Origin of the sequence: Natrinema versiforme, from assembly GCF_005576615.1 — an archaeon.
In the GTDB taxonomy this organism is placed as follows: domain Archaea; phylum Halobacteriota; class Halobacteria; order Halobacteriales; family Natrialbaceae; genus Natrinema; species Natrinema versiforme_A.
Window position 1 is genome coordinate 1,701,383 of record NZ_CP040330.1, and the last position, 13,344, is coordinate 1,714,726.

General features: G+C 62.5%; 11 protein-coding genes. 3 read left to right on the forward strand and 8 right to left on the reverse strand.

Translation table 11 applies throughout. The annotated features are described in order from the left end of the window. Positions 1 to 12: 12 nt before the first annotated feature. On the forward strand, positions 13 to 879 hold the full coding sequence (locus FEJ81_RS08235) for a fumarylacetoacetate hydrolase family protein (protein WP_138244835.1): 867 nt from the start codon (positions 13 to 15) through the stop codon (positions 877 to 879). A gap of 392 nt (positions 880 to 1,271) precedes the next feature. Beyond that, a complete protein-coding gene (locus FEJ81_RS08240) occupies positions 1,272 to 2,660 on the forward strand; it encodes a GntP family permease (RefSeq protein WP_138246741.1) in 1,389 nt (462 codons plus the stop codon). An 81-nt stretch (positions 2,661 to 2,741) separates the two neighbouring features. Here the strand turns inward: FEJ81_RS08240 and FEJ81_RS08245 are convergent, their stop codons facing one another. The 7 genes from FEJ81_RS08245 to FEJ81_RS08275 all read right to left on the reverse strand — a co-directional run bounded on the left by FEJ81_RS08245 (position 2,742) and on the right by FEJ81_RS08275 (position 11,042). Continuing rightward, on the reverse strand, positions 2,742 to 3,887 hold the full coding sequence (locus tag FEJ81_RS08245; RefSeq protein ID WP_138244836.1) for an ABC transporter ATP-binding protein: 1,146 nt from the start codon (positions 3,885 to 3,887) through the stop codon (positions 2,742 to 2,744). A gap of 1 nt (position 3,888) precedes the next feature. After that, entirely contained in the window at positions 3,889 to 5,034 is a 1,146-nt protein-coding gene (locus FEJ81_RS08250) for an ABC transporter ATP-binding protein (RefSeq protein WP_138244837.1), read from the reverse strand. 3 nt (positions 5,035 to 5,037) lie between these two features. Further along, positions 5,038 to 5,970, reverse strand: coding sequence for a carbohydrate ABC transporter permease (locus FEJ81_RS08255; protein ID WP_138244838.1), 933 nt, complete (start codon positions 5,968 to 5,970; stop codon positions 5,038 to 5,040). Between the two features lie 2 nt (positions 5,971 to 5,972). Next, positions 5,973 to 6,926 carry a carbohydrate ABC transporter permease gene (locus FEJ81_RS08260; protein WP_138244839.1) on the reverse strand — a complete coding sequence of 318 codons (954 nt, stop codon included), beginning with the start codon at positions 6,924 to 6,926 and terminating at the stop codon, positions 5,973 to 5,975. A gap of 52 nt (positions 6,927 to 6,978) precedes the next feature. Then, entirely contained in the window at positions 6,979 to 8,256 is a 1,278-nt protein-coding gene (locus FEJ81_RS08265; protein WP_138244840.1) for an ABC transporter substrate-binding protein, read from the reverse strand. A 431-nt stretch (positions 8,257 to 8,687) separates the two neighbouring features. After that, positions 8,688 to 9,923: a mandelate racemase/muconate lactonizing enzyme family protein gene (locus FEJ81_RS08270; RefSeq protein WP_138244841.1), complete on the reverse strand. Its 1,236-nt coding sequence runs from the start codon at positions 9,921 to 9,923 to the stop codon at positions 8,688 to 8,690. 75 nt (positions 9,924 to 9,998) lie between these two features. Further along, positions 9,999 to 11,042, reverse strand: a complete 1,044-nt coding sequence (locus tag FEJ81_RS08275; RefSeq protein WP_138244842.1) for a zinc-dependent alcohol dehydrogenase — start codon at positions 11,040 to 11,042, stop codon at positions 9,999 to 10,001. 109 nt (positions 11,043 to 11,151) lie between these two features. Between FEJ81_RS08275 and FEJ81_RS08280 the strand changes: the two genes are divergently transcribed. Next, positions 11,152 to 11,925, forward strand: coding sequence for an SDR family NAD(P)-dependent oxidoreductase (locus tag FEJ81_RS08280; RefSeq protein ID WP_138244843.1), 774 nt, complete (start codon positions 11,152 to 11,154; stop codon positions 11,923 to 11,925). A gap of 213 nt (positions 11,926 to 12,138) precedes the next feature. Here the strand turns inward: FEJ81_RS08280 and FEJ81_RS08285 are convergent, their stop codons facing one another. Then, positions 12,139 to 12,903 (reverse strand): IclR family transcriptional regulator, encoded by a 765-nt coding sequence (locus FEJ81_RS08285; RefSeq protein ID WP_138244844.1) that lies wholly within the window; start codon positions 12,901 to 12,903, stop codon positions 12,139 to 12,141. Positions 12,904 to 13,344 lie beyond the last annotated feature (441 nt).

The following is a 13,344-nucleotide window of genomic DNA, read 5'->3' on the forward strand; positions in this document are numbered from 1 at the left end:
GTTGGTGTCTCCATGCGGTATCAGCGCCTCTCGACTGGCGACCAGTATAGACTAATCGCTGTCGACGACGAGACAGCGTACGATCTGACGGCCGTCAAACCGCGGCTGGACAGCTTCGGGGACCTTGCGGCGGCGGCGGATATCGCGGATGTCGGCGTCGACGAGTTGGCGAGCGAGATTGCAGACGAGGCACCGACGGTCTCTCCTGACTCGCTTCCAGACGGAACGCTACCGGTCGTGCCCGAGGAGGTCTGGGCGGCGGGTGTCACCTACGAAATCAGCGAGGAGGCCCGGGAGGAAGAGAGCGGGATGCCGGAGATGTACCTGCACGCCTACGAGGCCGACCGGCCGGAGATCTTCTTCAAAGCGACGGCGAGCCGAACTGTCGGTCCCGGCGAGGCCGTCGGGATCCGCGCGGACTCCACGTGGGACGTACCCGAGCCGGAACTCGGAATCGTCCTCTACGACGGATCGATCGTCGGCTACACGATCGGCAACGACATGAGCAGCCGCTCGATCGAGGGCGAGAACCCGCTGTACCTGCCGCAGGCGAAGATGTATGAGCGCTGCTGTTCGATCGGCCCCTGCGTCGCCTCCGCCGACGACGTCGGCGATCCCCACGAACTGACGATGTCGATGTCGATCTCCCGCGACGGCGAGGTGCTCTACGACGACGAAACGTCGATCGGCAATATGGCTCGCAGTTGCGAGGAACTGGTCGAACACTGGCGGGACCACGACGTCGTTCCCGAACTCGGTGTCTTGCTGACCGGCACGTCGCTCGTCCCGGACGACGGCTTTACGCTCCACCCCGACGACGAGGTTCGCATCGAAATCGACGAGATCGGGGAACTCTCGAATCCGGTTATCGAAGTCTGATCGACACCGACAGCGTAGGGTCAGACACCCCGAAGCAACCGGATCGTCGCTCTTCTATCCGAAATTGCTCGTCATTCCCTCGAGCGGGTCCTTCGAAAGCGCCCCGTTCCGTCTCTCTGTGGGCGGCGCTCTCGGTCCACTGGGGGCCAGTTTCTCGAGGCCGGCCTCGACGACTCCCTGCGTCCGGACAGCGTTAGTGACCTGATAGGTCTGAGCGGTGACAGTCGATCGAACGACCGTGATCGGCCGCCTCGAGTCGATTAACGGAAGTGTAACTCCTATAACCGTCCGTCGCGCGGTTTTAAACCATATTCTGAGAATTATTCTTTCGACGGAGAGATTTGGAACCATTAAAAAATATAAAATATAACGGTTATCTATGTCCATGTGTGATGTTCAATAGCACAGTATTGCAGTTGGGAGGGCAAGCGCCCCTCGTCTCGCTCGTCGCAGGTATCGTGGCAATCGTCCTACTGCTCGTCGTGTTCGACTTACCGGCGTTTATCTCGCTCGTTATCGCGGGATTTACCGTCGGGATCGTCGCACCGGAGGTCGCCTTCGCCACCGTCCCCGGCGAGTTCGCGTCGGCGTTCGGTGACAATATGGCCGGGATCGGTATTCCGATCCTGATGGCCGCGATCATCGGAAAAGCGATGGTCGAAAGCGGCGCTGCGAACCGAATCGTCCGCGGGTTCACGAGCGTGTTCGGCGACGAGAACACGGAACTGTCGCTGTTCAGTAGCAGTTTCGTGATGTCGATTCCCGTGTTCTTCGACAACGTCTTCTACCTGCTCGCGCCGCTCGCGCGGTCCGCGCGGTCGCGAATCGGGAAGAACTACACCCTGTACATCGTCGCGGTCGGGGCCGCCGGTGTCGTCACGCACGGGTTCGTGCCGCCGACGCCCGGCCCGCTGCTCGCCGTCGAGGAGTTCGACGCCAATCTCGGCAGCACGATCATGATCGGCGTGCTCGTCGGCGTCCCGACAGCGCTCGTCTCGGGGCTCGGATACGGCTACTGGATCAACCGCCGGCTCGACATTCCGCTCCGCGATTCGATGGGCACGACGGTCGAAGAACTCGAGGCCCAAAATCAGGTCCCGACGAGTTCGCTTCCGGGTATGGTCGAGTCGCTGCTCCCGATCTTGCTCGCCGTGCTCCTCGTGACCGCGGACACGACGGCACAGACGCTCTTCGGCGAAGACGCGGCGATCAGGGACATCACCGGCTTCTTCGGCGACCCGAACCTCGCGCTCACGGCGGCCGCCCTCGCCGCGGCGCTGACCTACTACCGCATGAGCGACCTCGACAGCGAGGCGTTCTCCGACGAACTCACGGACGCGCTCAAAAGCGGCGGGAACATCGCCGCGATCACCGCGGCCGGCGGCGCGTTCGGTGCGATGTTGCAGGCAGCCGGTGCCGGGATGTACATCGCCGACAGCCTCGAAGGGATCGGCCTCGGACTGCTCGTGACGGCGTGGGTTATCGCCGCCGGCGTCCGCGTCGTCCAAGGATCGGCGACGGTCGCGATCGTCACCACTGCGGGGATCATGGCTCCGCTCGCGAGCGGCCTCGACGTCAACGTCGCCTACCTCGTCATGGCCATCGGCGCGGGCGCGTCGTTCTGCTCGTGGTACAACGACTCCGGCTTCTGGATCGTCAAGGAGATCGGCGGCCTCACGCAGGGCGAGACGCTCAAGACGTGGACGGTCGCGACGACCCTCATCGGGATCACGGGCCTGCTCAGCACGCTCATCTTCTCGACGATCCTCCCGTTCGCCTGAATCGTCTCGCCGCGTTTGAAACGTAGTCGTCCCGCAGTCACACGCCGTTTTTTCGACCCGTCCCTGAAAACACAGATCCGCCTACGGGAGGACGCCGTCGGCCGTTCCGGTAAACGCCAGTCGGCGGTTCTTGACCGCCACTCCGCTCTCGGCGTCGAAGAGATGGATCGCCTCCTCGGGGAATTCGACGGTGACTCGATCACCGCCGCTGACCGTCGGCACGCCCTCGGTCGTCGCGATGAACTCCTCGGCCGCCGTCGCACCGTCGAACCGAAGATGGACGATGTTCTCGTTGCCCATCGGCTCGACGACCGAGACGTCCGCCTCGAATCCACGGTCTCCGGTCCCTCGGTCGCTGATCCGGATATCCTCCGGCCGAATCCCGAGCACGAGGTCGGTTCCGTCCTCGAGGTCCGCGTCTCGTTCCGCGGACAACGGATACTCGAAGTCGTCGGTCACCAACGCGTCTCCCTCGAGAGTGCCGTCGAAGAAGTTCATCGACGGCTCGCCGATAAAGCCCGCGACGAACAGGTTGTTCGGCTCGTGATAGCATTCGAGGGGCGTGCCGACCTGCTGGAGTTCCCCCTGATCCAGTACGGCGATCCGGTCGCCCATCGTCATCGCCTCCGTCTGATCGTGGGTGACGTAGACCGTGGTCACGCCGAGTTGTTCTTGGAGGTGCTGGAGTTCGGTGCGCATCTCGGCGCGCAACTTCGCGTCGAGGTTCGAGAGCGGCTCGTCCATCAGGAACACGTCGGGATCGCGGACGATGGCCCGTCCGAGTGCGACCCGCTGTTGCTGGCCGCCCGAGAGTTCGCCGGGTTTGCGATCCAGCAAGTCGTCGATACCCATCAGCGCCGCCGTCTCCTCGACCGTCTCGGAGATCTCCGCACTCGAGAGATCCGTCGACTCCTCGAGTCCGAAGGACATGTTCTCGCGAACGGACTTGTGGGGATACAGCGCGTACGACTGAAAGACCATCGCGATATCGCGGTCCTGTGCCGACACGTCGTTGACCGTCCGCTCGCCGAGTTTGACATCGCCGTCGGTGACCTCCTCGAGGCCGGCGATCATCCGCAGCGTCGTCGATTTCCCACAGCCCGACGGGCCGACGAGGACCAGAAAGTCCCCGTCGGGAACCTCGACCGAGACGTCTTCGACCGCAACGACACTCGCCTCTCCGTCCTGATACACCTTGGTTACGTCGTCGAGTTCTAAGCCCGCCATATTACACCTGTGTCAGTTCGCGTTCGGTTTCGAGCCGACGGTTGCGGAGCGCGTCGCCGCTCGTCCCGTCGAAGATGTGGATCGAATCCGGATCGAGCGTGACCACGACCGAGTCGCCCGGCTCGACGACGTGCATGCCGTCGGTCACCGCCTGCAAGACGTCGTGTTCGTCCGTCGCATCGGCGTGGGTGAGATGCACCACGTTCTGGTTGCCGTGCGTTTCGGCGACGGTCACGGTCATCGAGAACTCGTGATCGCCGCGTTCGGCCGCCGCATCCTCCGCCCGTCGGACGTCGATCGCCTCCGGACGGATTCCGAGCACGAGGTCCTCGACGTCGCCGACGGCGGCCTCGAGCCGTTCGTCGAAGGGGTACTCGAGGTAGTCGCCAGCGAACCCGCTCTCGGACCGGTGGCCGGACAGGAAATTCATCATCGGCTCGCCGATGAAGCCCGCGACGAACTGGTTTGCGGGCTCGTGGTAGAGCTCGAGGGGCTCGCCGACTTGCTGCAGGTGACCGTCGTTCAGCACCGCAATCCGGTCGCCCATCGTCATCGCTTCCGTCTGGTTGTGGGTGACGTAGACCGTCGTCACGTCGAGGTCCTCCTGCAGGTTCTGGAGTTCGGACCGCATCTGCGCCCGGAGTTTGGCGTCGAGGTTGGCGAGTGGCTCGTCCATCAGGAAGACTTCTGGATCGCGGACGATGGCTCGACCCAGCGCGACCCGCTGTTGCTGGCCGCCCGAGAGCTCGCCGGGCTTGCGATCGAGGAGGGACTCGATGCCGAGGTCGGCGGCGATCTCCTCGACGCGCGCGTCCATCTCGTTGGGGGTGTAGCCCTCCTCCTCTTCCAGTCCGAACCGGACGTTCTCCCGGATCGTCATGTGGGGATAGAGCGCGTAATCCTGAAACACCATCGCGATGTCCCGGTTCTGGGGAACGCGATAGTTCATGTGGTCGCCGTCGATGTAGAGGTTGCCCTCCGTCGGCGTCTCGAGGCCGGCGATCATCCGGAGCGTCGTCGATTTCCCACAGCCCGACGGGCCGACGAGGACGAGGAACTCACTGTCTTCGACGTCGAGGGTGACATCCTCGACGGCGACCGCGTCTCCGAACCGTTTCGTGATGTGATCGAGTTGAATGCGTCCCATCGATTATCCACTCTCCGTGCGCAGTCCTTTGGCGAACTCTTCGGCGAACGCGACGTACAGGAGGATGGTCGGCAGTGCTGCGAGGAACGCCGCCGACATCCGGATCCCGTAGTCGATCCCGGAGGTCGACGCGCCGACTGCCGGCAACAACAGCGTGACCGGTGCCGCGTCGGCGTTCGACCCTGCGATGAGGGTAAACGAGAACAGGAACTCGTTGTAGATCTGGGTGAACTGGTAGATGAACACCACGCCGAACATCGGCTTCGAGATCGGCAGGACGATGCGCCGATAGATCTTCGTGATGCTCGCCCCGTCGATCTTCGCCGCTTCGACCAGCGAGTTCGGGAGGCCCTTGTAGTACGATCGGAAGAGGATCGTACAGATCGGGATCCCGTACGCGACGTGGGTGATTATTAGCGGAACGAGTTGCGAGTGATATCCCTGTAACAGCGGAATCACCGCGAACGTCGGCTCCAGCAGATCCGCAAGCGGGAAGATGTTGTTCCAGAATCGCGACAGCGGCACCAGTACGGCCTGATACGGCACGAAGACGCCGACGAGGAACAGCGACAGCATGCCGATCTGGCCGCGCCAGCTGACCATCGTCAAGCCGTAGGCGGCCATGCTCGCGAGCAACACGTTGAGGATCGTCGCGGGAATGGCCATGAGCAGCGAGTTCACGAACGAGCGCGAGAGGCGCTCGAGCGCGAACTGGAGATTCGACAGCGTGAATGTCTCTCCGGTCGGCGGTGCGAACGGAAGCGAACGCGCCACGCCTTCGTTGGTCTTCAGTGCCGTCATGATCCCCGTCTCGAGGGGAATGAAGAAGAATCCGAGGAAGAAGATGACCAGTGCGTACTGGCCGATCCGCCTGCGGTTCACGTTCTCGACGAGCGACACGACATCGAGGTTCGAATCGGAGCTTGCTTGTGACATTGTTAGAGGCTCCCCTGTCGGTGCTGGTAGACGAGATACGGCGCGATGACGCTCAGGGCTAACAGGAGCAACATCGTCGCGATCGCGGCCGAGTACGCCCACTTACCGAATTTGAACGCCTGACGGACCATCAGGGTAGCGAGGATGTCCGTTCCGTTCGGCGGTCGGTACTGGCCCACGAGCGAGTAGAGGAAGGTAAACGCCTTGAGCGCGAACACCATCAGGACGACGGCGGCGCTGACGGACGATTCCTTTAGCTGTGGCACGATGATCCGCAGGTAGGTGCGAAGCGTACTCGCGCCGTCGACTTTCGCGGCTTCGAACTGATCGCGCGGGATCGACTGAAGCCCCGCCAGATAGACCACCATCGCGTACCCGCTGAACTGCCAGACTAGCGCGAAGATGACCGATGCAAGGGCAATCTCCGGATTCCCCAGCCAGTCGATCGGTTCGAATCCGAGTCCCGTCACGACGACGTTGAGGAATCCGCTCTCCTGATTGTACATCCAGCGCCAGAGCTGTGCCGTGACGACGAACGAAAGCGCCATCGGCAGCAGGTAGACGGTCTGTATCTTGTCCTTGTACCTGATGCCGTGATCCAGCAAGATCGCGAGGAACAGGCCCAAGATCAGCGAGACGGTCGTAAAGGCCACGAGCAGGATGAGATTGTTGATCGCGGCCTCACGGAACGCCTCGTTTGCAAACGCGGTCCGGTACATCTCGAAGTCGAGATCGGTGTACGTCGGCGAACTGATCCCCGAGAAGTCGGTAAGGGAAATGAGGACGTTGTACCCGATGCCGCCGTACACGGCGATTCCCATCAGGACGAACGGGATCCCCCAGTAGGGCGACGACCGGACGAAGTCGCTGTTCAGGAAATATCTGAGCTTTGTTTGCCAGTCCACCACCTCCTCGGTCGGTACTGTTGTCGATTCTGTCGTTTCCTGTGTTGCCATCAGCCTATTGACTCTGTCCCACGTTAATAAAAATTTAGGTATGATAACGTGCTTACTGAGAGACCGCGTCGAGCAGTCCGTCCGCCGCTGCTTCGGCGTCGTACGGGTTCTGGAAATTATTCCCGATCACGCTCTTACACTCGTCGAGGATCTCGGGTTCGACGGCGAGGCCGTGGGCGATCGTCGGCGGATACGACTCGGAGTCGGTCAGATGCTCGTAGGTCATCGCGAGGAAGTCCGTCAGTTCGTTCGGGTCGATGTCGGTTCGGAGCGGCACCGAACCCTTGGGGTTGTTGAACGCGATCTGGGCTTCCTTCGTTCCGACGTACTTCTGCCACTCGATCGTCTGTTCCTCGGTCGGGTTGCTGGCCGGTGTGACGAAGGAGTCGACGTGGTAGAAGTACACGCCCTCGGTTCCGGGGAACGGAATCCAGTCCCACTCCTCGCCGAAGTTGAAGCTGTCGTCGGCACGGAACATCCCGTACAGCCAATTGCCGCCGTGGATACACGCCGCTTCCGGCGGCTGGTCGGTATCGAGATCGCCGATGATCTTCTGTCCGGCCTCCGTGTAGCCGATCGAGGAGGCGTCTCCCGGAATGTAGTTCTCCCGGATCTCCTGGAGGACGTCGAACGCCTCGATCATCGCGTCCCGGTCGCCGTCGCCGTTGATGAAGTCCATGTACGCCTCGACGCCGCTCTGACTCGTCAGGATCTGTGCCCACGTCTGGAGCCCGGTAAACGGCGCCACCATCGCGTGCGAAAACGGCGTGACATCGGTTTCCTGATCGATCTGCTCGAGCGCGTCCATGAGATCGGAGACGCTACTGAGACTCTCAGCGTCGACGCCCGCTTCCTCGAAGACGGACGTATTGTAGAACAGGTTGTTCATTCGGTGGGAGCCGATCGGCACCACCGGCATCTTATCGTTGAACTCGCAGTAATCGATAACGCGATCCTGCATGACATCCTTGTAGCCTTCGGCCTCCCAGACGTCCTCCTCGAGGTCCATCAGACTGTCCCGGTAACGCTCCAGGTTTTTGCCCGGCCAGTTGGCGAAGGCGCTCATCACGTTCTGGTTCGTCAACCGACGCAGGATGGTCGCGTTCAGGTCGACGTTGCCGTCCCCACCGACGGCCTGAAAGTTGTCCTGACTGATATCCGAGTTGTCGTCCGCGAACCCGCTGGTAAGCGCATCGATCGCTTCCTTGCCGTCACCCCCCGTCCAGCCGTGCAGGACTTCGAACTCGTCCGAGCCGGACCCACCGAGACACCCAGCCATGCCCAGAGCACCGCTCGCTGCGATCCCCGTGAGATACGTTCGCCTATCCATACTGCCAACCGGATTGTCATTGTCAACCATGCCGATTGTGAGGTGTTACCACTGGCATATAAATCCATCGTAATTAATGGATTTTAATGGGGATCTTCGCGATCGCTCTCACCGTCTCCGATCGACAACGGGTCTCGAGCGGCGCTGTCTAGCCAGTAGACGGGAGACCGTCGCGCCAGAGAAGCGGCAATCGGTGCGAAGGCGAGAGTGGGACAGACCCTCGCACTCGTCCTCGGTCGGTTCAGCGACGGCCCGTCGGACTCGAGGCGGATCGACTCGAATTCACGCCTCGTCAAACGACGCAAATCGGAGATTTGCGAGCACGATGAAGCTACGCTTCATCGAACAACCCGGAGCGAAGCTCCGTGAGCTTGACTTCGGCTCACGCCTCGTCAAACGACGCAAATCGGAGATTTGCGAGCACGATGAAGCTACGCTTCATCGAACATCTCGGCACCGTCGGCCAGATGCTCCTCGACGGCGTCGAGATCGAGCGTGATCCCGAGACCCGGCTTCTCCGGCACTTCGGCGTACCCGTCCTCGATGATGTCCTCCTCGACGAGGTCCGACCACCAGCCGAGTTCGTAGGAGTGGTACTCCACGGCGAGCGAGTTCGAGATGGACGCCCCGACGTGGATGCTGGCCATGGTGCCGATCGGCGAGGAGACGTTGTGCATCGCGACCGGGACGTAGTACATGTCCGCGAGGTCGGCGATCTTCCGCGTCTCGCGCATGCCGCCGACGCGGGGGACGTCGGGCGCGACGATATCGACGGCCTGCTCCTCGAACAGCCGGCGGTTGCCGTGGTTCCGGTAGACGTTCTCGCCGACCGTGATCGGCGTCGAGGTCCGCTTGGTGACCTCCGCCTGTACGTCGTGGTTCTCCGGCGGGATCGGGTCCTCGAGCCACCAGATGTCGTACTCCTCTAAGCGGTCGGCGAGTCGGTGTGCGCTGCCGGAACTGAACGACCAGTGACAGTCGAAGGCGACGTCGGCGCGGTCGCCGACGCGCTCGGTGACCTTCTCGACGATCTCGGCCTTGTGTTCGATCTCGGGACCGCGCAGGTGACGGTTCGCGCGGTCCTTCTCGTGGCCCGAGGGGACGTCGAGGTCGAACTTCAGGGCGTCGTAGCCCAGCTCCTCGACGACGCGTTCGGCCTCGTCGGCGCAGGCGTCGGGATCCGCTTCGTCCTCGGTGTGGCAGTCACAGTACATCCGCATCTCGTCGCGGTACTTGCCGCCGATGAGCTGGTAGGCCGGCACCTCGAGGATTTTCCCGGCGACGTCGTGCAGCGCGAGTTCGATCCCCGAAATCGCGGAGATTGCTTTCCCGGCGATCGATCCCTCGCCGGAGAGCTTCTGGACGAGGTGTTCGTAGAGGCGATCGATGTCGAGGGGGTTCTCGCCCTCGAGGAACGGGGCCATCCGCTCGATGATCTCGCGTTCGCCGGCACCCCAGTAGGACTCGCCGTTGCCGACGAGCCCGGCGTCGGTGTAGACCCGGACCAGCGTCCACGGATAGTTCCCGTCGACGATAGTCGTCTGTACGTCCGTGATCTCGACGTCGCGCGGCCCGCGGGAGTTGGAAACCCCCATCGTCTCCGCGGAGAGGTCCCGCATCGTATACTCTGCGTTCGGGTCGGATAGCTGTCTGTAATCCATCGACAGTGGTAGATTACAACAGGCACTACTAAAACTTCCGTCTGAAACGGTCGCCCGACGAGAAAATATCAGCGAGGTAATTCAGTCTCGCAGAACCGAGACGTCGAAGACGGGTTTGCAGGTCCCGCCCTCGACGAAGGTCTCGAACGCTTCGTCGGGCTCGAGCAGGCTAAAGCGGTCGTCGATGAACGTCTCGGCGTCGACGTCGCCCGTGTCGATCAGGCGCAGCGCGTTCTCGAAGTCCTCGTACTTCGACGCGTAGGAACACTGCAGGTCGATCTCCGCGCGCACGAGCGGCGAGTAGGGCATCGTCGTCTCGCCGGTCTGTCCGATGAGGACGATCTGGCCGCCCTTCCGAACCTCGTCGACGGCCGACGGCAGCCCCGACGGGTGGCCCGTCGTATCGAAGACGACGTCGTAGCCGATGCCGTCGGTCAGCTCGTCGCGGGCGGCGTCGAGATCGTCGCCGGCGACGTTGAGCGTCTCGAAGCCGAGTTCCTCGGCGAGGGGCAGGCGGTACTCGGTGTCCTGGCCGACGCCGCTGACGACGACCTCGCCGCCCTGTGCGCGGGCGACCTGGGCGGTGAGGAGTCCGATCGGACCGGGCCCCTCGACGAGGACTCGCGTGCCGGCGCGTACGCGGGAGTTCTGGATGACGGCTCGGGCAGCGATGCTGGTCGGTTCGACCATCGCCGCGTGTTGCTGTTCGACGCTGTCGGGGACGGGGTGGAGCGCGTCCTCGGGGACGGCGATGTAGGGCTCGTAGGCACCGTCGTGGTCCACGCCCGTGATGACCGAGTTCTGGCAGACGTTCGATTCGCCGATCTCGCACTGGTAGCAGTCGCCACAGCCGCGGATCGGCCGCTCGACCACCCGGTCGCCGACCGCGAACTTCGTCACGGCGTCGCCGACCTCGACGACGCGACCCGAATACTCGTGGCCGATGACCGTCGGCAGTTCCATTCGCTCGAACGCCGATTCGAACTCGTAGATCCCCGCATCGCTTCCACAGAGGCCCGCATAATCGACCTCGATCAGCGCCTCGTCCGGTTCCGGTTCGGGCCGCTCGCGGTCGGCGAGTTCCATGGCTCCTTCGCTTCGACTGGTCTTGGCTAATCCGCGCATGATACCGTATCGTTCGTCCGCAGTTATAATTCTGCGGGGTTCAGCATCGGACGGATCGCCCTCGCTCGAGAGGGTAAACATAATGAGGTCGGACGGTCTCGCTTGCGGTATGGTCGATTACCAACACAGTCCGGTGACCGTCAGTGGCAAGCGAGCCGTCGTCATCGGCGGGACGAGCGGGATCGGACAGGCGATCGCCCTCGGCTTCGCCGAGGAGGGTGCCGACGTCATCGCGACGAGTCGCAGCGAGGAGACGGTCGACGAGACCGCAACGGAAATCGAAGACCGCGGCGTCGAGACGGCGCGAGTCACCTGCGACGTCACCGACGCCGACTCCCTCGAGCGCGTCCGCGAAACGGCGGTCGACGAACTCGGCGGCATCGACATCGTCGTCGCGTCGCAGGGGGCGATTTCCCGGGCGACGGTCCAGGACATCTCCGACGAGGACTGGGAGTTCGTCACCGATGTCGCACTCGACGGGGTCCGCCGCGTGACGCAGGCCTTCGCACCGGCGATGGAGGACGGCGGCTCGATCGTCAACATCTCCTCGCTGGCGGCTCGGCTCTCGATGGCGAACCTGCCGGCGTACACCGCCGCCAAGGGGGGCGTCGAAGCCTTCACACGCGCATCCGCGAAGGAACTCGCGCCCGATATCAGGGTCAACGCGATCGCGCCGGGATTCGTCATCACGCCCCAGAACGCGGACACCTACGCTGAGGGCACCGAGAAACGCGAGCGCATCGACGATCGAACCCCGCTCGGTCGCGTCGCCGAGCGCGAGGAGATCGTCGGCGCGGCGATTTACCTCGCCAGCGACGCCGCCTCGTTCGTGACCGGCGAGGTCGTCACCGTCGACGGCGGGTTCGCGGACAGCGCGTTCTGATCGCCCCGCTCCGACCGAACTCACGTTTTTGGATCCGTCGCCGAAGAATCCGCTGACGGAAGTGAGAGGAATCCGTCTCCGCTCACGTCGATTGCGGTACCCTCGAGCGGACAGAGACGAACGGCGTCGTCGCGTCATCGGCCGTGAAACCACGTTCGCCATTGCTGAACAACAGTTTGTGTGGTAGGGTGACGAGGCGGTGGCCGTGACCGCTCAGGAGTACGTGAGGTTCAGTTCGATGACGTTCGCCGCGCTCTTGAGGAGTTCGGGGAGTTCCGATTCGAGCCGCTCGCCCTTCATGCGACTCGTCGGCCCCGCGACGCTGAGTGCCCCGATCGGTCGGTCCTCGAGGTCCAGAATCGGAACGGCGGCACAGCAGAGACCGCCGATTCGTTCCTCTCGATCGAACGCGACACCGCGGTCACGGATCTCCGCGAGTTCGGCTTTGAGTTCCCCGCGGTCGGTGATCGAGTGTTCGGTATCGGCCGACATCCCGTGATCGTCGAGGATCGTGTCGACGCGGTCCTCGGGCAGGTACGCGAGGATTGCCTTCCCGAGGCCCGTGTTGTGCAACGCGACACGGTGGCCGGTACTCGCGGCGACGTTGACGGCCTGATCGCCACGAACCCGGCAGACGTAGACTCCCTGTCCGTGTTCCTCGACGAGCAGATTCACGAGCTCGTCGGTCTCGTCGGCGATCGCTTCCATTTCGGGCCGGGCCGTCTCGTAGAGGTCGTCGCGCTGGCGCACGTACCGTCCGAGGTCGAGAAACCGAAGCCCGATGTAGTACGTTCCGTCCTCCTTGACGACGTACTCCTCCTGCTCGAGCGTGCTGAGATAGTTGTAGACGCTACTTTTCGGCAGTTCGAGTTCGTTCGACAGTTCGGTGACGCCGGCGCCGTCGAGTCGACGCAGCGTCTGTAGAATGTCGAACGTCGTGATGACCGACTTCACTGGATTGTTCGCTCGCTTGCCCATATACTGACTAGTATACGTTTCCTATAAATATCTATGTGTTCATCATTCATGAACGTGCGGTCGTGAATACGAACCGGGCTTTCAGACCGCTGGCTCACGGTCCGCGTCCCATGACCGGTATATGCGTGTGAGGGACTACCGTTATCGCTCGAGTATGGTGTGAGGGACGTTCATCCATAGAGAAAGTATGTTCCCCTATAACGCAAACATCCGAAATAGCCACTCGAATCAGCTGTGAGCGCTGCTACCCGTTGTCTGATGATACGTCTCTTCCATCCGTAGTCGGATATACGGTGTGAACGTGACTCAGAGGTGCTGCTAACCGATATTACGCCACGGAATCATGTCGGCACCCGTTCGCCATTACATAATGGTCGTTTGTCCCTTTGCGTGAACGGCTTCCGATCTGATTGTCCGTATCCGTGTGGGTCGCTGATCGAA